Genomic DNA, 19176 nt, shown 5'->3' with positions numbered 1-19176 from the left:
TTTTAACCAAGAGAGTTCTTTCTTGGTTAAATCCTTTCTTTAATTTTGTTCTTCGCTTAATTTTTTAATTTTTCGTATCGTTTTATCTTTTTATCATTTTTGAATTATTTTTTTTAATAAAGGGTTTTTTATGAACATATTCAAGCGTATTATTTGCGTAACCGCTATCGTTTTAGGTTTTTTTAATCTTTTAGACGCCAAACACCACAAAGAAAAAAAAGAAGACCACAAAATCACTCGTGAGCTTAAAGTGGGCGCTAACCCCGTGCCGCATGCGCAAATCTTGCAATCAGTCGTGGACGATTTGAAAGAGAAAGGGATCAAATTAGTGATCGTGTCTTTTACCGATTATGTGTTGCCTAATTTAGCGCTCAATGACGGCTCTTTAGATGCGAATTACTTCCAGCACCGCCCTTATTTGGATCGGTTTAATTTGGACAGAAAAATGCACCTTGTTGGTTTGGCCAATATCCATGTGGAGCCTTTAAGATTTTATTCTCAAAAAATCACAGACATTAAAAACCTTAAAAAAGGCTCAGTGATTGCCGTGCCAAATGATCCGAGCAATCAAGGCAGGGCGTTGATTTTACTGCATAAACAAGGCCTTATCGCTCTCAAAGACCCAAGCAATCTATACGCTACGGAGTTTGATATTGTCAAAAATCCTTACAACATCAAAATCAAGCCTTTAGAAGCCGCATTATTGCCTAAAGTTTTAGGGGATGTGGATGGGGCTATTGTAACAGGGAATTATGCCTTGCAAGCGAAACTTACCGGAGCCTTATTTTCAGAAGACAAGGACTCGCCTTATGCCAATCTAATAGCCGCTCGTGAGGATAACGCGCAAGATGAAGCCATAAAAGCGCTGATTGAAGCCTTACAAAGTGAAAAGACCAGGAAATTTATTTTGGATACCTATAAAGGGGCGATTATCCCGGCTTTTTAAGCCATTTGGATAACATTCGTCTTTAAGATGAATGGGGTGCTTTATAGGTGCTAATAATAGGCACTAATAAAAAGCTTTGTTCTCATTGGATATTGATCAAAAATACTAAAAGTATTTTTAAAACAAAACGAAAAGAGCTTGCGCTAATCAAGCGACAATTTCTTAAAAAGCGTTATTTCTTAAAGGGGGAAATGGTGCAAAATAACCCTCTCTATCCCTTTAAGAAAATCATGATAAAATCTAAAACGATGAAGCCAAATAACTAAAACCCCATTTTTTAAAAACATTAAACAAGACTTTAGCTGTCAATATGCGATTAGAATAAAGCCAAACATACAGCAAGCCTAAATCTCATTAAAGTTTTACGCTTTTAGAGTGTTCTTTAATGAAGACCAGTTTTAAACCACCCATTAGAATGAGTTGTAGAGCGCTGAAACAAGTTTGGAAACAAGTTGGCTAATGGTCTTTAGCGTTTAAAGGGTTGCGTTTTTGAAAAGGTTTAAAATCTTATTAAAGATAGCCAAGCTCATAGAGTTTATTACTCATTTTCACTAACAAGCCCCCTAGTTTTGACCCCCCTTCCCCATGTTCTACTAAAATAGTGATAGCGTATTTGGGTTTTTCATAAGGCAAGAATGCGGTAATCCATGCATGGGATCGATGGAAGTATTCCATATCCTTTTCTTTCATGCGATTGACGATGTTTTGAGCGATTTCCACGACTTGTGCGGTGCCGGTTTTACACGCTAAAGTAACCTTAGAACCTCTTGTGGAATGATAAGCGGTGCCGTCTTTATGGTTACACACTTCATACATGCCCACGCGCAAGGCTTGGAGCTTCTTTTTTTGAAAACTATTTAGGGGGTCTTTGAGCGGCTGTTGGTTGTTGATAGCAAAATGAGGCGTTGCCAGTTTGCCCGTAGCAATGAGTCCCGTGTAGGCTAAAACCTGCAAGGGCGTGGCTAAAAAAGAGCCTTGCCCAATAGCGGTAATGAGCGTGTCCCCAACGCGCCAATCTTGATTGAAGCGTTTGAGTTTCCACAAATTATCCGGCACAATCCCCACAAATTCATTCGGCAAATCAACGCCCGTTTTTTCCCCAAAGCCCACTTCCCTTAAGGTTTTAGAGAGTTTTTCTATAGAGATTTCAAGCCCAAACTTATAAAAATACACATCCACAGACTCCCTAATGGCTTTATACAAATTAGAATTGCCATGCCCTGTTTTTTTCCAATCTCTGAATTTGCGCTTGCCCACTTCAATAAAAGGCGGGGTGGGGATGGTGGTGTTTTCTGTGATGTTAAGATTTTCTAAAAAGCTCAAGCCCACGCCCATTTTAACCACAGATCCCGGCGGATACAAGGCGTTAGCGAAGCGGTTTAATAAGGGGTTATAAATATCATCTTGAAGTTTTTGCCATTTGTCTTGACTGATCCCGCCTACAAAATCGTTCAAATTGTATTCAGGGTAACTTCCTGCAACGAGCAATTCCCCATTTTCTGCGTTCATCACTAAAATAGCCCCCCTTTTATTTTCAAAGAGCTTGTCCGCTTCTTTTTGCAAGCGTTTGTCTAAACTCAATTGCAAGTGGTTGTTGGTGCTTGGTGGCACTACTTCTAAGGTAGCTAATTCTTGATTGAGCGCATTGACATGCATGATTTTATAGCCCACCTTGCCTTGTAAAAGCTTGTTGTATTCTTTTTCAATGCCGGTTTTGCCCACAATCTGGCTGTATTGATTCTCTTCATCGTCTTTTAGATCTTGCAAGCTTGCCACCCCCACATAGCCTAAAACATGTGAAGCTAAAGCGTTATTAGGGTAGTAGCGCTTGTCTAAAGGTAGCACAAAAATGCCTTGAGTTTGGATGAGTTTGGTATAAAGAGGTTGCATGGCGATATAAGGAATGAAGCCAACCACTTTAATGAGGTTGTGGTTATAAAGCGAATTTTCTTTTTGGTAGTTGTTTAAAAGCGTTTCTTTAGAAAAGTTAGGGAAAAACTTTTGGATGATTTCAATTTTTTCTAAAAGCTCTTTTTGTCTAAGCCTGCTGGGCAAAAACACGCCAAACACCAATTCGTTAGTGGCTAAAAACTCATCATTTCTGTCTGTAATATCGCCCCTTGTAGGGACTAGAAATTCCTTTTTAGTCATGTTGCGTTCGGCCAGTTTTTCATAGTATTCTTGATTTTTAACGCTTAAAATAAATAAATTTAAAACCAATAACCCCCAAAACCCTATAAAAACAAAGAGTAAAAGCTTATAGCGAAGATTTTTCATACAAACCCCACAAAGCGCTCTCTATTAAAGCAAAAAGAGCGAGAAAGCCGAGTATTTTCAAACTCAAGGACACCGAAAAAAAGCGCGATAAATAAAGGTAATAAACCAAAAAGACATGCAAAGTTTTGAATAAAAAGCCGTCATTAAAAAGCTTTAAAGAGTTTTTATAGACGATTTGGTGGTAGATTAAAAACAGCAAGGCTAAAACGCCTAGAGTCTTTAAATGCATGCTTTCAAACCAAAACAAACAACCAAACACGCTCAAACTGGGTAAAAAATGATCGTATTTTTTCGCATAAAACAAGAATAAAAACCCAATCATGGGGGGTAAAAAAGGCATTAAATCTCTCAAAAGGCTATAAAAATAAAAACCAAAGATCCCTAAACATAAGAAAAAAAAGGAATCTTGTTTTAAAGAGAGCATGGTTTTGCGGCCTATAAAGGGTTAGTGAGCAAGTATTTCAAAAGGGTTTGGCGCACTATTTCAAGGGTTGGGTATTTTGAAGAAAGAGCGTTAAAATGGGTGGTATTGATTAAAAAAGGTTTAGGAGCGTTTAAAAAAAGGCGGTGTTGCTCATTTTTATTCAATTTGTCAAATTTCGTAAAAAGAGAAAGGTAGGCTTGATCGGGCCTTAAAAGGGCTTGAATGTTTTCTTTAGCGTTTTTATCAATTTCTAAATCCAAGTGGCGCGCATCCACCAAGTGGATAAAAAGTTTGATAGAAGTCCTAACGCTCAACAATTCCCATAAAAACCCCTCCCATTCTTTTTTCAAGCTTTTGGAAACTTTAGCGTAACCAAACCCGGGCAAATCAATCACATTAAAAGTGGTCGTTAAGGCGTTTTCTTTATCTTCCCAAGTGGTGGAAAAAAAATTCGCTAAACGGGTTTTTCCAGGCGTTGCTGAACTTTTGGCGAGATTTTTCCCTAACAAAGTATTAATAAAGGTGCTTTTGCCTACATTGCTACGCCCTAAAATGACCATTTCAGAAGTCAAGCTCGCAGGGCATTGAAAAAGTTGGCTAGAAGAAGTGAGAAAATGAGCGTCTTTAATGGCGATCATGGTTTTTCGCCTTTCTTCTTCAATTTAGCCTTACGATTTTCTTCATTAATATCTTCCATATCAAACACGAATTTAGCGGGCCGTTTCGCGCTCCCCAACACATCAGCATAACCCTTAGTTTTGTTTAAAATGATTTCATCACCGGTGATGACATTAGATTTCCCCACTTCTCTAACCACCGCATTTTGCAATAATTTGTATTCCCCATTCAGCGCGTTATAAATGAGCTTGTCAGCGCTCCCGCTGATTTCACGATTATCCTCTGTAAAGATGTTAAAATGCGTGTTCCCTGTGGCTTCATAGCACTCTGGCTTTCGTTTATCGTTTAAAAACACACTCACCTTATCCGCAAACAACCGGTCTTTACCCTTTTTGATCTGCACATTGCCTTGAATAACGGCGGTTTTGGTTTTGTCGTTCGCTACAAATTGGTTGCCGGTAATCTCTAAAAGCTCTCTTTCTTTTTTCAAACCTTTATTGTCTGTTTTTTGAGCGCTCATCACGCTTAAAATACCAAAACAACACACCAAAAAACACCACCAACGCATTAAAAACCTCCTTTGAAAGTGGGGAATTTTTTCTTTTCTTTCTGGCTTTGTTTGATTTCATCTAAAAATAAATGCGCCTGAATGCTTTGAGCTTCAATAACGGCTAAAGCATGCGAATAAGAAATGTCAAGCCCTTCAATCTTGCTATCTTTTGAAGTGAGGATGAAACGGCCCTTGCCTTTAAAATTTTGCTCTTTATGGTTGTAAATCCCTGTTTCACTCCAAAAACTAGAATCGTCGCTTCTTTTATAAGTAACCCCATTAGGGAAGAAATACAAATCCTGCTGCCGCTTGGCTTTAGGAGACTCAACGCTTTCAATGGTGTCTTCATCATAACGGCTGATTTTAGAATCAAAAAAGATTTCGTAATCATCGTATTGCAAGGCTTTTTTGCCTTCTATGGAAAGATCAAGGATTTTATCGTTGATTTGAAACGCTTTAAAATTTTCTAATTCAATTTTAGGGATATTTTCTTTAGAGACCACGCTAGTGGGTTGGGAACGCAAAAAGAAAAAGACTAGCCCTACTGTGATGAAAGACAAAACCACAAAAAAGTTTAAAACGCTATTAGAGGTAAAGCTTGAGCGCTTCATCTTGCAAGCCTTCTAATGTTAAAAGATAATCAATCGCTTCCCTAACAGCCCCCTTGCCCCCTGAATTTTGCAACACTTTATAAGCTTTGCTTTTAAGCAAGGGGTGTGCATCAAAAGGAGCGAAACTCCAAGCGCATGCCTTAAACATGCCTAAATCGTTATAATCATCGCCTACGCATGCGATTTCTTGTGCACTCAATTGCAAGTCTTTTTTGAGCCGCTCCACAACCACGCTTTTATTTTCAACGCCCATAAAAACAAACTGAACGCCCAAACTCTCCATGCGTTTTTTCACCATGATTGAAGTTCTTCCTGTAATGATAGCGATTTTTTTGCCTAATTTTTGCCATAGCGTCATGCCAAGCCCGTCTTTGACATTAAAAGCCTTCATTTCGTGAAAATTTTCATCAAAATACAACGACCCGTCTGTGAGCGTGCCATCCACATCTAAAAGCAATAACTTAATCATTCTCTCGTTAAAACCGCATTCTGATTATATTTTTTCATAAAATCCCTAGCCTCTTCTTCGCTTTGAAACCCTTGAACTAAAACTTTATACAAATCGTCTTTAAAAGCAACCTTAACGCTGTAATTTGGATTTTCTGCTTGCAATTTATCCGCTAAAGTTTGAGCGCCTATTTGGTTTCTAAAAGCCCCCATTTGCAAAGAAAATTTCCCTCCGCTCACGCTTTTTTCGCTCTCGCCGACTTTAAATTCCTTGTGCAAGATCTTTGAAGAGTTAGCGTTAAAGGATTGTTCGTATTGCTTGGAGATAACCCCACCAAAACCCAAAACAATAAGACGCACGCTAGCCGTGCCTTTTTTAACCATGTCAATATCCCTAGCGGCCGCATTAGACAAATCAATGATGCGATCGCTCACAAAAGGCCCTCTATCATTAATGCGCACAATGGTGCTTAAGTTATTATCAACATTGATGACTTTCACCACGGTGTTCATGGGTAAAGTCTTGTGCGCAGCGGTGTGGGCATACATGTTATAAATTTCCCCATTACTGGTTTTTTTGGCATGGAAATTGGGGCCATACCAGCTCGCAACGCCATCAAATTTTTCGCCTAAATCCACTTTAGTGGGGTAATACCACTTGCCTCCCACTTGATAAGGGCGCATGGTGGCTCTTTGGATCGCGCTAGAATCGCGCATGCCGTTATCTAGTGGCCGATCTTTTGTGTTGCTATCTTGCGAATCGGAGTGGTGTTTGAAATGGCGTTCAAAAAAATTGCGCTTATAGGTGGCTTTTTTGGTTGTCGGATCATAGTCTTTAGCGTTTTCATAAGCGCGCAAGCTTTCATGCTTATAAGACAAATTCTTGACCCCCTCTTTTTTAACCGCACAAGCACTAATCAAAAAAATAACGCCTAAAAAACAAACTTTTTTTAACGCCAAACCCATTAAAATTCCCTTGTAGCGATCAATTTCTTATTGGTAGGGATGATCAAGCGTTGGTGGATAAAGATATTAGAATCTTTGAGGTTATTGGCTAATTGGATACTGGAAATACTGACTTGATAGCGTTTAGCGATAGAAGATAGGGTTTCTTTAGGCAAGACCACATGGGTGATGAAAGGGCTTTTAGAACTAGCTTGAATGTTTTTATTTTGTTTGAGTTGGCGTTGTTTGAAAAGGGCGAGTTTTTCATAAGGGATATAAATGGTATAAGTGGGGTCTTTAGAAGGCAGAATGTTATAACGGAATTGGTGGTTGTAGGATTTTAAGGTCTCTAAACTCAAGTTTAAATTTTTGGCCACTTGGATTAAAGAAGTGTGCCTTTTAAACGGAACGCCCACCAAACTCACTCTCGCCCCACGATTGAGCAGATATTCTTTGTCTTTGAGGTTGTCTAGGCTGTTGAATTTCAACGCCAGGCTTAGAATGGAGCGGATATACTCTCGTGTTTCTTTAGGGAGGTATTTCTTATCTTCATCCAACAAAATCTTAATGTCTGAAGTGCCGGCGGCTTTAATAGCGTTTTGAACCTTGCGTAAGCCGTAATTATACGCCATAGCGACCAAATACCACTCTCCGGTTTGCTTGTAGAGCCGTTTCAAATAAGTGATCGCCGCTTGAGTGCTTTTAATGGGATCTCTTCTTTCATCAATGTAATGATTGACCTTAAGCCCTAATTCTTTAGCCGTGCTTGGCATGAATTGCCAAATCCCCACTGCTTTTTTCCTGCTATAAGCCCTTGATGAAAACTTAGATTCTGCCATGGCTAAAAACAAAAATTCTTGCGGCACGCTCGCTTCTATGAGCATGTTTTTAATGATAGGGATGAACTGGTAATTCACATCAAATCTTTTGACAAGTCTTTTCCATTCTTCTTCTTCATTCATTTTCTTTAAAGCGTTTGGCATTTGGGATAAAAAGCTCGCATTAACCCCAAAAGCCTCTAGCGCTTTGGTGTCAATATTAGATTCAAAAGCCATTTTCGCATGGCCTAAAGAGGCCAATAAAAGGGTAACAAAAAAAACCAACCATTTTTGACTAAAACACTTCATTCTTTTTGGCATCGCATCCTAATAACTATAGCTATTCAGCTTTTAAAATAGCCTTGATTATAGCTAAACTTGAATAACGCTTTCTAACAAGCCCTAATTTTAGGGGAAACCAAAGAGCGTGTGAGCGTTATGCGTGCTTAAAGAAGCGAGCTCTTCAGTCTCTATGTTGATGATTTCGGCAATTTTTTGAGCGATTAAAGGGATATAAGTAGGGCTATTCCTAGTACCTCTAAAAGGGTGTGGGGTCAAATAAGGCGAATCCGTTTCTAAAAGAAGCCTGTTTTTAGGGATTTTAGGGAGGATCTCTACCAATCTTTTAGCGTTTTTAAAAGTGCTAACCCCTCCTATCCCATAATAAAAACGATCGCTCAGTTCCAAAAGCATGCTATCAGCGTTAAAGCAATGCAACACCCCAAAAGCTTTAGGATAGCTTTTTAAAAGATTCAAACTATCAAAACTCGCCTCTCTAATATGGATAATCAAGGGCTTGTTGTGTTGGATAGAAAATTCAATCTGTTTGGTAAAGATTTCTTTTTGTTTGCTTTTATAATTTTCTCTTTCGCTTAATTCAGGCAAGCGGTAGTAATCCAGCCCGCATTCGCCTATCGCCACGCATTTTTGATGACTGACAAATTTTTCAAACAGGCTTTCATCAAAACTCTCCACATCATAAGGGTGAGCGCCTATAGCAAAAAACACGCCTTCAAATTTTTCGCTAATTTCTATTGCTCTATTCAGATCCTTCATGTCCGCGCCCGGAATCACGCATTGAGTAACGCCTTTTTCTAGGCTTTCTTTTAACACTTCTTCTAAATCGTTTTCATAATCCCTGTGATCCAAATGGCAATGCGTATCAATAAACATGCTTCTATCCTGTGGTTTTATTTAGTATGTTACAATAGTCAAACATTCTAACATAAGGAGAATAACAATCAATTATGTTTAGCGGGTTAATCCATAAAATAGCTAAAGTGAAGAGTTTCCACAACAATATTTTAAGCATAGAGAGCGATCTCAATCCTAAGCTTGGCGACAGCATTGCGATTAATGGGGCGTGTTTGACCGCCATAGAAAGCTCAAAAACGCATTTTAGCGTGGAATTGAGCCAAAAAACCCAAAACAGCGTAGCGTTAGAAAATTACAAGGATTTAGTCCATATTGAGCCAGCCTTAAAAGCCGATGCGAGTTTGGATGGGCATTTTGTGCAAGGGCATATTGACGCTATCGGAGTCATTGAAAAAATCATTCACAACGCTAATCAAGTGGATTTTTTCATCAGCGCTTCTAAAGAAACGCTTTTGTTGTGCGTTGAGCAAGGCTCTATTGCGATTGATGGGGTGAGTTTGACTTTAAGCAAGGTAGAAGAAAAGGGGTTTTGGCTAACGATTATCCCTTACACTTTAGAAAACACCCTTTTTAAGACTTATAAACTCAAACGGCGCGTGAATATTGAAACGGACATGTTGGTTCGTAGCGTTGCGTCTATTTTGAAAAAAACAAAAGGGTTTGAAAAAAATTTCTCTTGGAATGACGCCGATTCTTTGACTTTAGGGTATTAGATGAATAAAACCATAAAAGCCGCCGCTCTAGCCTATAACATGGGGCAAGATCATGCCCCAAAAGTGATCGCAAGCGGGGTGGGCGAAGTGGCTAAAAGGATCATTCAAAAAGCTAAGGAATACGATATAGCGCTCTTTTCTAACCCCATGCTAGTGGATTCGCTTTTAAAGGTGGAATTAGACTGCACGATACCTGAAGAATTGTATGAAAGCGTGGTGCAAGTGTTTTTATGGCTCAATAGCGTGGAAAATAACGCGCAAATGTCCAAGTGATTGGGATGTAAAGTTAAAACGATGGTAGTGGAATTAAAGAACATTGAAAAGATTTATGAAAACGGATTCCATGCTCTAAAAGGCGTGAATTTGGAATTGAAAAAAGGCGATATTTTGGGCGTGATAGGCTATTCAGGGGCGGGGAAATCCACGCTCATTCGCTTGATTAATTGTTTGGAACGCCCCAGTTCTGGCGAAGTTTTAGTCAATGGGGTCAATCTATTAAACTTAAAGCCTAAAGAATTGCAACAAGCGCGCCAAAAAATAGGCATGATTTTCCAGCATTTCAATTTATTGAGCGCTAAAAACGTGTTTGAAAACGTCGCTTTCGCTCTAGAAATCGCCCGATGGGAAAAAACTAAGATTAAATCAAGGGTGCATGAATTGTTGGAATTAGTGGGGTTAGAAGATAAAATGCATTTTTATCCTAAACAGCTCAGCGGTGGGCAAAAACAACGAGTGGCGATCGCTAGGAGTTTAGCGAATTGTCCTGATTTGTTGCTTTGCGATGAAGCCACATCCGCTTTGGATTCTAAAACCACGCATTCTATTTTAACGCTTTTAAGCGGCATTCAAAAAAAACTCAATTTGAGCGTCGTTTTCATCACACACCAGATTGAAGTGGTTAAAGAATTGTGCAATCAAATGTGCGTGATCAGCAGCGGCGAAATCGTGGAAAGAGGCTCGGTAGAAGAAATTTTTGCCAACCCTAAACATGCCGTTACTAAAGAATTGCTTGGCATCAAAAACGAGCATGGGGATCAAAAATCGCAAGACATTTATCGCATCGTGTTTTTAGGGGAGCATTTAGACGAGCCGATCATTTCTAATTTGATCAGGCGTTTTAAAATAGACGTGAGCATCATTTCAGGCAACATTGAAGAGCTTACGACTAAAGATATAGGGTATTTAGTGGTGCGGTTTTTAGGCAATGTTACAGAGATTCAAAGGGCTTTAGAGTATTTAAACGCTTTAGGCTTACAAGTGGAAAAATTAAAGGATTAAAATGATTTCTCAAATGCTCATTCAAGCCACGCTAGAAACGCTTTATATGGTGTTTGTGGCGAGCTTTTTGGCGGTTGTTTTTGGCTTGCCTTTGGGAGTTTTATTGTTAGTGAGTAAAAAAGGGCATTTGTTAAACAAACCCCTTTTGCATAAAATTTTAGACACTTCTATCAACATGACTCGCTCTTTCCCTTTTATCATTTTGATTATTTTGCTCCTGCCTTTATCGCGCTTTTTGATTGGCACGAGCATTGGCTCTAGTGCGAGCATTATTCCGCTAGCCATTTCAGCCATTCCTTTTGTCGCAAAGCTTTTTGAAAATTCTTTAATGGAAGTAGAGCATGGCAAGATTGAAACCACTTTAAGTTTGGGAGCGTCTCATTTGGAAGTCATTAAAATGATGCTTTTAGAGAGCCTGCCCTCTTTAGCGAATAATATCACCATCACCTTAATTTCTTTAATAGGCTATTCGGCTATGGCGGGAGCGTTAGGGGCTGGGGGCTTGGGGGATTTAGCCATTAGGATTGGCTATCAAAGTTATAGGGGCGATGTGCTTTTTTATGCGGTGGTCGTGATCATTGTTTTAGTGCAAATCATTCAAAGCACAGGGGATTATGTGGTGAAACGCCTAAGAAAGCATAAGTATTAGGGATTTGGCTCTCATCAAATACGAATATTCAAAGCCAACTTTAATACGCTTTGGCTTTTTAAATAGGATCGCTAAGCTTTGTTTGTGGCGAAACTCAATTCTCTAAGAACGCTTTAAAAGGTTATCATTCAAACTGAATTAGAGCTTTTTACGATGAATATTCCATTAAATTCTCATGCAACAATGGGCTTTATTTTGAATGGCCATTGATAAATTTATCCATCTGCTCTTCTAATCCTATGATTTGCGTTATCGCTCCCTCTAAAATTTCAAAATTTTTAGCGTTTTTTGGGGCAACGCATGCAAGCTTGTTGGAAGCTTTTTCTAACGATCGGATGTCTTTAAGCAAGGTTTTTAAAACTTCTACGCTTTTAAAATCCTTCTCAAAATAATCATCAAATTGCTGTTCTGTTTGAGACAAGTTCTCTAAAAAAGCGCTTTGGAGGCGTATTTGGGTGCGATCATGCCCGGTTTCTACACAAGTTTTATAGGTTTTATCGATCGCAATAAAAGCGTCTTTGGCTTTCAAAAAAGCCTTTGAAAACTCAACGATGATTTCATAATGTTCGCCCTCTGCTTTTAAAAACCCTAAAAAGAGCGCAATGAGCAATAATTTTTTTAGCACTTTATCCCTTTACCATCGATAAGAAAAGCTCACCCCATAGCGGCTACTGCCCTTAAAATCGCTAGAAATTTCAGGATAGAGCATCCATTGCTTAGGTTTGTAGCGTGAAGTGAATAAATAGGCAAACCCCCATGCGATAAGGCTGCCAATCGTAACTTGCAAGATCGTGTGTTGTCTTGCCACCACTCTGCTAGCGTCAGTGAGGATTGCAAGAGCGATCACAGGAAGAGCTGGTTTCCACCCGTAGCGGTAATACACAAACCCAGCCGCGCTAAACACCCCCCCAGCATGCCCGCTTGGCATGCCTCTCCAGGAATTACAGCATGGGCGTTTAGCAAATTCCACTCTAGCCCCATCTTTATGGGCGTTGCTAAAAGCTCCTTTAAGGCCATAAATCACGCCTTGAGTAACCAATGTGCCGACCGCTAATTCCCCTAAACCTCTATAATCGCGCATCGCCAAACTGACCGTTCCGACAAAAATAGGCAAAAACCTAAGTACATCGCCAATCTCTTCTAAAATGTATGCCCCCTCATTGATCGGCTCACTCCTTAAAGGATAGACCCATAAGAGCAGGATCAAAAAAAGACCTTTGAGCTTTTTCATTAAAACGCTCGCTTTTCTAAAGCGCAAACTTTCTTGTTCAAATAAGCATAGCCCATTAAATAGCATGCGATAAAGACCAGGCTAATGGCAATGAGCGCATAAGCGTCCAAGCGGAATAAGACGCTGATTAAAATAAAAGGCAGGTTGCATAGAATAAGGATAAACGCGCATAAAGGGTTGGGGTAATTGAAAGAGCGTTGTTGCAAGAATTTAAATAAAAGGGTGTGCAAATGCAAGTTATCTGGCATGGTGGCTTTTTGGCGTTTTATTTTGCGCCTAAGGATACTAAAAAGCACCTCTATGACCGGATAAAGCATTAAATTGAGCCCAAAAAACACGCTGATTTTTTGCTCCAAACTCAAATGTAAAAGGGAAATCCCGCACACCAAACCCAAAAAATACGCCCCCCCATCGCCTAAAAAAATCTTTCCTAAAGGGAAATTTAACACCATAAACCCAAGCACCATGTAAGCTAAGAGGCACGCCAAACTGCTAGGCTCTATATAATGGATGACTAAAAGTGCAATCGCACAAATCCCTGATGCCAGCCCGTTAAACCCATCAATGATATTAATAGCGTTACTGATGCCCACTAGCATAAAAATTGCGAATAAAAAAGCGATAAAATAAGGCAAGCTAAAAAGGGGCGAAAAATCGCTCACCACTAAAGGCGTTGATGAGATGATGCAAACAACCCCTACGGCTTGCAAAATAAGGCGTATTTTGGGGCTTAATGAAAGGTTAATGTCTTCTAAAAAACCGCTTAAAAACACTAGCGATAGCCCTAAGAAAACAAAAAACCCCTTAAAAGGCGCTTCAAAAGACTCAAAAAGATAAGCTAACACAAAAGAAAGAAAGATCCCAAGCCCCCCAGCTCGTGGGGTTCTTGCATGATGAAAGCCTTGGATTTTATTAGCGTTATCCACAAAGAGCATGGATTTTTTAGACCACAAAATAATCAAAGAGCAAATAAATAAACTGGTTAAAAAATATAGCACCCACAACACTTTTTATTGGATTTAATTGGCATTTTGTTTTGGGTATTATAGCAAAAGATAGCTTGATGATAAAATCTTATAGGTATAAGAGGTGGGTTTTATGTTACAATTCCAAAAATCATTATTATAAAATAAAGGATAGTCATGCGTTTTGGATTGAATATTGATCACATTGTTACTTTAAGAGAGATAAGAAAGACTTACGAGCCTGAGATTTTAGAAGCTTTATTCATCGCTAAAAACACCCATAAAGTGGATTTAATCACCATTCATTTAAGAGAAGACAGACGGCACATTCAAAATGAAGATGTTTTGAGGCTGCTTGAAATAAGCCCCTTGCCTATCAACATTGAATGCTCTATTAATGCTGAAATCACTGATTTTTTATGTTCTTTAAAAAATAAGCCGAGTAAGGTTACAATCGTGCCTGAAAACAGAAATGAGGTTACGACAGAGGGGGGATTGGATTGCTCACTAAAGGGTCTAGGAGAGGTTATTAGAGCGTATCACAATAAAGGCATTGAAGTGTCTTTGTTTATTGACCCCTTAAAAGACGCTTTGCATTTTGCAAGAGAGCATCAAGTCAAACAAGTGGAGTTTCACACCGGCGTGTATGCGAATTTGCACAACGCTTTGTATTCTAACGCTAACAATCAAATCCATGCCATTAGTGCGCTCAAAGAAAAAAGCCCTAAAGAGTTGAAAGAGGAATTGCACAACGCCTTTTTGCAATTAAGGAAGATGAGTAAAGAAGCGTTTTTTATGGGTATTGTGGCATGCGCTGGGCATGGGTTAAATTACTCTAATGTGAAAGAATTGTTAAAAATCCCTTCTTTAAGAGAGCTTAATATCGGTCATAGCGTGATTTCAAAAGCGGTTCTAGTGGGCTTAGAAAAAGCGATTTTAGAAATGGCACAACTCATTAAGCGATAAAATGGCTAAAAAGAAAATTGCGATCAGTTGCGGGGACATTCAAGGCGTAGGCTTAGAGTTGATTTTAAAAAGCCATAAGGAAGTGAGCACGATTTGTGAGCCGTTGTATCTCATTGATGGCGAACTTTTAGAGCGGGCCAACCAATTGCTTCATAACGCTTATGAAACTAAAACGCTTAATGCGATCGCTATTGATTCCCCCTTACCCTTATTGAACTCTAGCACGATAGGCAAAGTCAGCGCTCAAAGCGGGGCGTATAGTTTTGAGAGTTTTAAAAAGGCTTGCGAGTTAGCGGATAGTAAAGAAGTGGATGGCATTTGCACTTTGCCTATCAACAAACTCGCATGGCAACAAGCTCAAATCCCTTTTGTGGGGCATACCGATTTTTTAAAACAACGCTATAAAGAGCGCCAAATCATCATGATGCTTGGGTGTTCAAAACTCTTTGTGGGGCTATTTAGCGACCATGTGCCTTTAGGGGCGGTTTCTCAACTCATTCAAGTAGAGGCGTTAGTTAAGTTTTTATTAGCGTTTCAAAAAAGCACTCAAGCTCAAATCGTTCAAGTGTGTGGCTTTAACCCCCATGCGGGCGAAGAGGGATTGTTTGGAAAAGAAGATGAAAAGATTTTAAAAGCCATTCAAAAGAGCAACCAAACGCTGGGTTTTGAATGCTTTTTAGGGCCACTGCCGGCTGATAGCGCTTTTGCCCCCAATAAACGAAAAATAACCCCATTTTATGTGAGCATGAGCCATGATGTGGGGCTAGCCCCTTTAAAAGCGCTCTATTTTGATGAAAGCATCAATGTGAGTTTGAACGCTCCCATTTTGCGCACCTCCACCGACCACGGCACGGCGTTTGACATTGCTTATCAAAACAAAGCGAACAACAAAAGCTATTTGAACGCGATCAAATATTTGGCTTAAAGATTTTAAAATACAAGCCAACAAAGTATAATTCAAGCAAAAACACCACCCAAAGATAAAGACATGATTTTAAGCATTGAAAGTTCTTGCGATGACAGCTCTTTAGCCCTTACAAGAATAGAGGACGCCAAACTCATCGCTCATTTTAAAATCTCTCAAGAAAAGCACCACAGCTCTTATGGGGGCGTTGTGCCTGAGCTTGCATCGCGCTTGCATGCTGAGAATTTGCCGCTCTTATTAGAACGCATTAAAATAAGCTTGAATAAGGATTTTTCCAAGCTCAAAGCCATCGCTATTACTAATCAGCCAGGTTTGAGCGTTACCTTAATAGAAGGTTTGATGATGGCGAAAGCCTTGAGCTTGTCTTTGAATTTACCCTTGATCTTAGAAGATCATTTGAGAGGGCATGTGTATTCGCTCTTTATCAATGAAAAACAAACCTGCATGCCTTTAAGCGTGCTCTTAGTCTCTGGGGGGCATTCTTTGATTTTAGAGGCTAGAGATTATGAAGACATTAAAATCGTTGCCACGAGTTTGGACGATAGCTTTGGGGAGAGTTTTGATAAGGTTTCTAAAATGCTTGATTTGGGCTATCCAGGAGGTCCCATAGTGGAAAAATTAGCCCTTGATTATGCGCACCCAAACGAGCCTTTAATGTTCCCTATCCCTTTAAAAAACAGCCCGAATCTGGCTTTTAGTTTTTCAGGTTTAAAGAATGCGGTGCGTTTGGAGGTTGAAAAAAACGCCCATAATTTGAATGAAGCGATCAAACAAAAGATTGGCTATCATTTTCAAAGCGCGGCTATTGAGCATTTAATCCAGCAGACTAAACGCTATTTTAAAACCAAACGCCCTAAAATTTTTGGCATTGTGGGAGGAGCGAGCCAGAATCTTGCTTTAAGAAAGGCGTTTGAAAACTTGTGCGATGCGTTTGATTGCAAGCTTGTTTTAGCCCCTTTAGAATTTTGCAGCGACAATGCCGCCATGATAGGGCGATCCAGCCTAGAAGCGTATCAAAAAAAGCACTTTGTCCCTTTAGAAAAGGCTAACATTTCGCCAAGAACGCTGTTAAAAAGTTTTGAGTGAATGGATACAAAAAGAAAGCGCATGATAAAACGCCTTAAAATTTATCAATAGTGTCAAGTATCGGTTATTTTGAGGCAAGAGCTTAAAAAAGAGGGTGTTAAAAAAGCACGTTTTAGTCAAATTTAATCTTATTTTTGGTTATAATTCTAGGCTGTTAAGTTTTAGTTTAAAGGGAAAATCATGCTCCGCTCTCTCTATAGCGCCACTTCAGGGATGCTCGCCCAACAAACGCATATTGACACCACTTCAAACAATATCGCCAATGTCAATACCACCGGATTTAAAAAATCTCGTGCGGATTTTAACGACTTGTTTTACCAAGCGATGCAATACGCTGGCACTAACACCAGCAACACGACCTTATCGCCAGATGGCATGGAAGTGGGCTTAGGCGTGCGTCCTAGTGCGATTACTAAAATGTTTTCGCAAGGCAGTCCTAAAGAAACGGAGAATAATTTAGATGTCGCCATTACAGGTAAAGGCTTTTTTCAAGTCCAGCTTCCTGATGGCACCACCGCTTATACAAGGAGCGGTAATTTCAAGTTAGACGAACAGGGCAATCTTGTAACGAGCGAAGGCTATCTTCTCATTCCTCAAATCACTTTGCCTGAAGACACCACGCAAGTAAACATCGGTGTGGATGGCACGGTGAGCGTGACTCAAGGCTTGCAAACGACCTCTAATGTGATCGGGCAAATCACTCTGGCTAATTTTGTCAACCCGGCGGGACTCCATTCTATGGGGGACAATTTGTTTTCAATCACCAACGCTAGCGGCGATGCGATTGTGGGCAATCCTGATTCTCAAGGTTTAGGCAAATTAAGGCAAGGCTTTTTGGAGCTTAGTAATGTGAGATTGGTAGAAGAAATGACGGATCTCATCACTGCGCAAAGGGCTTATGAAGCCAATTCTAAAAGCATTCAAACTGCTGATGCCATGCTCCAAACGGTCAATTCCCTCAAACGCTAATTGGAGTGGTTGCTGCCATTCTTTAATTCTTGTGGCTAGGGTTTTTAAGTTCTTTAACACCGCTTTTTGGGTTGTTGCTTGGGTCATTGCTTGATTGGTGTTTTCCTTTCATGTAAAAAACAGCTAAAACAGCTAGACCAATAAGAATACAAAAAGCAATAACCAGATACCACATTTTCTTAGTTTTATTTGCTTCTCGTTCTGCTTGTTCTGCTTTTAATTTTGTTTCTTGTTCTGCTTTCAATTTTTTGCGTAAGGCGGCGATCAAAACGCATGCCGGAACGGTTACCCTATAAGCCGGCCCTGCAAGATTGATGCTCACTAACGCGCCTGTAATGACCCAACCAATAGGCCCAGCTAAAATGCCTAAAGTTTTTTTAAGCGCGACTTTACCCACCACAGATGATAAACCATGCCCTAGAGTTTTTTTACCATTGCATCTGCAACAGATACAGCCAACGCATAAGAATGAGAGCCACCCGCTTTAAACAGCGTTAAAACAGATGCGATTAGGATTTGTTTGTTTTCGCTAATCATTTTATCAATATTTGACATGTCCAATTCATGGCAGAGTTCTTCAAGATCTTTTTTACTCATTTGTTCTAAACTATCTTTCAAGAGTTTAGCAAGCATGTTTTGCTCAATCAAAGAGGTTGGAGATTCTTCATGGCAATTAACCTTTAAATGATCGCACGCATCGCACAAAATCTCTTTGTATAAGACCCCTTCATCTCTAAAAAAATTAATAAAAGTATTGCCCCCATAATGCTGCAATTCTTCAGCGATTCTTCTGGGGTATTTGGCGTAATCGCTACCACACCTTTTATATTCTGTTGAATTTGTCAATTCTTCATTCATTCTTAGTGCGCCATCTTCATCATAAACAAGTGCATCAAACAAATCTTTCAAATCATTAGAGCTTAATCGCTTTAAAAATGCCAAGTCGCTATTTGTATGCCATGCAATCCCTTTAATTTTATTTCTACCGCCCGCTCAAATCCCACCAAACCCCTTTTTTAGTGATTAGTGATTAGTGATTACAGCATCATTTTTTAAAATCATGTTTAACGCCCTAAAAGGCTCAAGCACACCCGCTAACTGCGCATGAATATTGCGTTACAAATGCTAATGGGCTTTATTGATTTTACAACCAAAGAATGATGATAATAATTAAAATGTTTTGATACGCTTATCATTTTGGATACGATAAACCTGATTTGAAAGTAGGAGATTATTGATTTTTTCTTTAGATAGGGCTAATTTTTAATGAAACGCTACTTTGATTTTTGGCACAAGAAACCCCCTCCTTTAACCCTCTAACCCTTACTTTTTATCGTTTTTATGTTCGTGGTTAGCGTTGCATTGATTAGCTTGGTTTTGGCTATTTTTTTGACAACTTTCGTTGTTTTGATTTTTAGCATCACCTTTTTGGTTGTGGTTTTGATTATTGCAACTGTTACTCATTTTGTCTCCCTTAAATTAAAATAAAAACTAGATGCGTTCTCGCATCTAGGTCTCCATTCTATACCTTTTCTCCTAAAAAAAAGCTTAAATGGATTCTATTTGCAATGACTTCTTATCTTCACTGGCTTGCTGTGTTTTT

General features: G+C 39.4%; 22 protein-coding genes and 1 pseudogene. 9 read left to right on the top strand and 14 right to left on the bottom strand.

Annotated features, from left to right (window positions below):
* Window positions 1-130: 130 nt before the first annotated feature.
* Window positions 131-946, top strand: coding sequence for a MetQ/NlpA family ABC transporter substrate-binding protein (locus tag QT74_RS03805; RefSeq protein WP_033764766.1), 816 nt, complete (start codon window positions 131-133; stop codon window positions 944-946).
* 510 nt (window positions 947-1456) lie between these two features.
* Here QT74_RS03805 and mrdA read toward each other — a convergent pair.
* From mrdA to QT74_RS03755, 9 genes are all read right to left on the bottom strand, one after another.
* Window positions 1457-3223 carry a penicillin-binding protein 2 gene (mrdA, locus tag QT74_RS03795; protein WP_033764762.1) on the bottom strand — a complete coding sequence of 589 codons (1767 nt, stop codon included), beginning with the start codon at window positions 3221-3223 and terminating at the stop codon, window positions 1457-1459.
* Entirely contained in the window at window positions 3204-3647 is a 444-nt protein-coding gene (locus QT74_RS03790; RefSeq protein ID WP_000949831.1) for a hypothetical protein, read from the bottom strand. Before QT74_RS03790 ends, mrdA begins: the two co-directional genes overlap by 20 nt.
* Before the next feature lie 11 nt (window positions 3648-3658).
* Window positions 3659-4285, bottom strand: a complete 627-nt coding sequence (gene yihA, locus QT74_RS03785) for a ribosome biogenesis GTP-binding protein YihA/YsxC (protein WP_000560424.1) — start codon at window positions 4283-4285, stop codon at window positions 3659-3661.
* Entirely contained in the window at window positions 4282-4833 is a 552-nt protein-coding gene (gene lptA / locus QT74_RS03780) for a lipopolysaccharide transport periplasmic protein LptA (protein WP_033764759.1), read from the bottom strand. The genes yihA and lptA overlap by 4 nt, the downstream gene beginning before the upstream one ends.
* The gene (locus QT74_RS03775) at window positions 4833-5426 is read right to left on the bottom strand and encodes a hypothetical protein (protein WP_033764757.1); all 594 of its coding nucleotides are present in this window, start codon (window positions 5424-5426) and stop codon (window positions 4833-4835) included. The genes lptA and QT74_RS03775 overlap by 1 nt, the downstream gene beginning before the upstream one ends.
* Window positions 5401-5895, bottom strand: a complete 495-nt coding sequence (locus QT74_RS03770) for a KdsC family phosphatase (RefSeq protein WP_033764754.1) — start codon at window positions 5893-5895, stop codon at window positions 5401-5403. The genes QT74_RS03775 and QT74_RS03770 overlap by 26 nt, the downstream gene beginning before the upstream one ends.
* A complete protein-coding gene (locus QT74_RS03765; protein ID WP_033764752.1) occupies window positions 5892-6839 on the bottom strand; it encodes a septal ring lytic transglycosylase RlpA family protein in 948 nt (315 codons plus the stop codon). Before QT74_RS03765 ends, QT74_RS03770 begins: the two co-directional genes overlap by 4 nt.
* The gene (locus QT74_RS03760) at window positions 6839-7957 is read right to left on the bottom strand and encodes a lytic transglycosylase domain-containing protein (protein WP_033764750.1); all 1119 of its coding nucleotides are present in this window, start codon (window positions 7955-7957) and stop codon (window positions 6839-6841) included. The genes QT74_RS03765 and QT74_RS03760 overlap by 1 nt, the downstream gene beginning before the upstream one ends.
* An 87-nt stretch (window positions 7958-8044) precedes the next feature.
* On the bottom strand, window positions 8045-8809 hold the full coding sequence (locus QT74_RS03755) for a TatD family hydrolase (protein WP_033764747.1): 765 nt from the start codon (window positions 8807-8809) through the stop codon (window positions 8045-8047).
* A 74-nt stretch (window positions 8810-8883) separates the two neighbouring features.
* On the opposite strand from QT74_RS03755, the gene ribE reads away from it, so the two are divergent.
* The 4 genes from ribE to metI are packed head-to-tail and all read left to right on the top strand — an operon-like array spanning window position 8884 to window position 11431.
* Window positions 8884-9504, top strand: a complete 621-nt coding sequence (ribE, locus tag QT74_RS03750) for a riboflavin synthase (protein ID WP_033764745.1) — start codon at window positions 8884-8886, stop codon at window positions 9502-9504.
* Window positions 9505-9777, top strand: coding sequence for a FlhB-like flagellar biosynthesis protein (locus tag QT74_RS03745; protein WP_001044054.1), 273 nt, complete (start codon window positions 9505-9507; stop codon window positions 9775-9777).
* Between the two features lie 21 nt (window positions 9778-9798).
* Window positions 9799-10782, top strand: coding sequence for a methionine ABC transporter ATP-binding protein (locus tag QT74_RS03740; RefSeq protein ID WP_033764743.1), 984 nt, complete (start codon window positions 9799-9801; stop codon window positions 10780-10782).
* A gap of 1 nt (window position 10783) precedes the next feature.
* Complete coding sequence (gene metI / locus QT74_RS03735) at window positions 10784-11431, top strand: methionine ABC transporter permease (RefSeq protein ID WP_033764741.1); 648 nt, start codon at window positions 10784-10786, stop codon at window positions 11429-11431.
* Window positions 11432-11621: 190 nt separating this feature from the next.
* Here the strand turns inward: metI and QT74_RS03730 are convergent, their stop codons facing one another.
* The 3 genes from QT74_RS03730 to wecA are packed head-to-tail and all read right to left on the bottom strand — an operon-like array spanning window position 11622 to window position 13669.
* A complete protein-coding gene (locus QT74_RS03730; protein ID WP_033764739.1) occupies window positions 11622-12056 on the bottom strand; it encodes a hypothetical protein in 435 nt (144 codons plus the stop codon).
* Window positions 12057-12065: 9 nt separating this feature from the next.
* Entirely contained in the window at window positions 12066-12662 is a 597-nt protein-coding gene (lpxF, locus tag QT74_RS03725; protein ID WP_000734120.1) for a lipid A 4'-phosphatase, read from the bottom strand.
* Window positions 12662-13669, bottom strand: a complete 1008-nt coding sequence (gene wecA / locus QT74_RS03720) for an undecaprenylphosphate N-acetylglucosaminyl transferase WecA (RefSeq protein WP_033764736.1) — start codon at window positions 13667-13669, stop codon at window positions 12662-12664. The genes lpxF and wecA overlap by 1 nt, the downstream gene beginning before the upstream one ends.
* Window positions 13670-13804: 135 nt before the next feature.
* Here wecA and pdxJ point away from each other — a divergent pair, with 135 nt between their 5' ends.
* From pdxJ to flgG, 4 genes are all read left to right on the top strand, one after another.
* Complete coding sequence (pdxJ, locus tag QT74_RS03715; protein ID WP_033764734.1) at window positions 13805-14593, top strand: pyridoxine 5'-phosphate synthase; 789 nt, start codon at window positions 13805-13807, stop codon at window positions 14591-14593.
* A gap of 1 nt (window position 14594) precedes the next feature.
* Window positions 14595-15518 carry a 4-hydroxythreonine-4-phosphate dehydrogenase gene (pdxA, locus tag QT74_RS03710; RefSeq protein ID WP_033764733.1) on the top strand — a complete coding sequence of 308 codons (924 nt, stop codon included), beginning with the start codon at window positions 14595-14597 and terminating at the stop codon, window positions 15516-15518.
* Between the two features lie 63 nt (window positions 15519-15581).
* Window positions 15582-16604: a tRNA (adenosine(37)-N6)-threonylcarbamoyltransferase complex transferase subunit TsaD gene (tsaD, locus tag QT74_RS03705; RefSeq protein ID WP_033764731.1), complete on the top strand. Its 1023-nt coding sequence runs from the start codon at window positions 15582-15584 to the stop codon at window positions 16602-16604.
* Between the two features lie 180 nt (window positions 16605-16784).
* Window positions 16785-17573: a flagellar basal-body rod protein FlgG gene (gene flgG, locus QT74_RS03700; protein ID WP_000946437.1), complete on the top strand. Its 789-nt coding sequence runs from the start codon at window positions 16785-16787 to the stop codon at window positions 17571-17573.
* A 22-nt stretch (window positions 17574-17595) separates the two neighbouring features.
* Here the strand turns inward: flgG and QT74_RS08425 are convergent.
* A pseudogene (locus tag QT74_RS08425) lies at window positions 17596-18515 on the bottom strand (YaaW family protein).
* Window positions 18516-18896: 381 nt separating this feature from the next.
* On the bottom strand, window positions 18897-19037 hold the full coding sequence (locus tag QT74_RS08515; protein WP_000071308.1) for a hypothetical protein: 141 nt from the start codon (window positions 19035-19037) through the stop codon (window positions 18897-18899).
* Between the last annotated feature and the right edge of the window lie 139 nt (window positions 19038-19176).

Source organism: Helicobacter pylori SA213A, from assembly GCF_000476275.1.
Taxonomy (GTDB): Bacteria; Campylobacterota; Campylobacteria; order Campylobacterales; family Helicobacteraceae; genus Helicobacter; species Helicobacter pylori_CL.
Note: the sequence above shows the minus strand (reverse complement) of the source record. Positions and strands in the feature narration are given on the sequence as shown.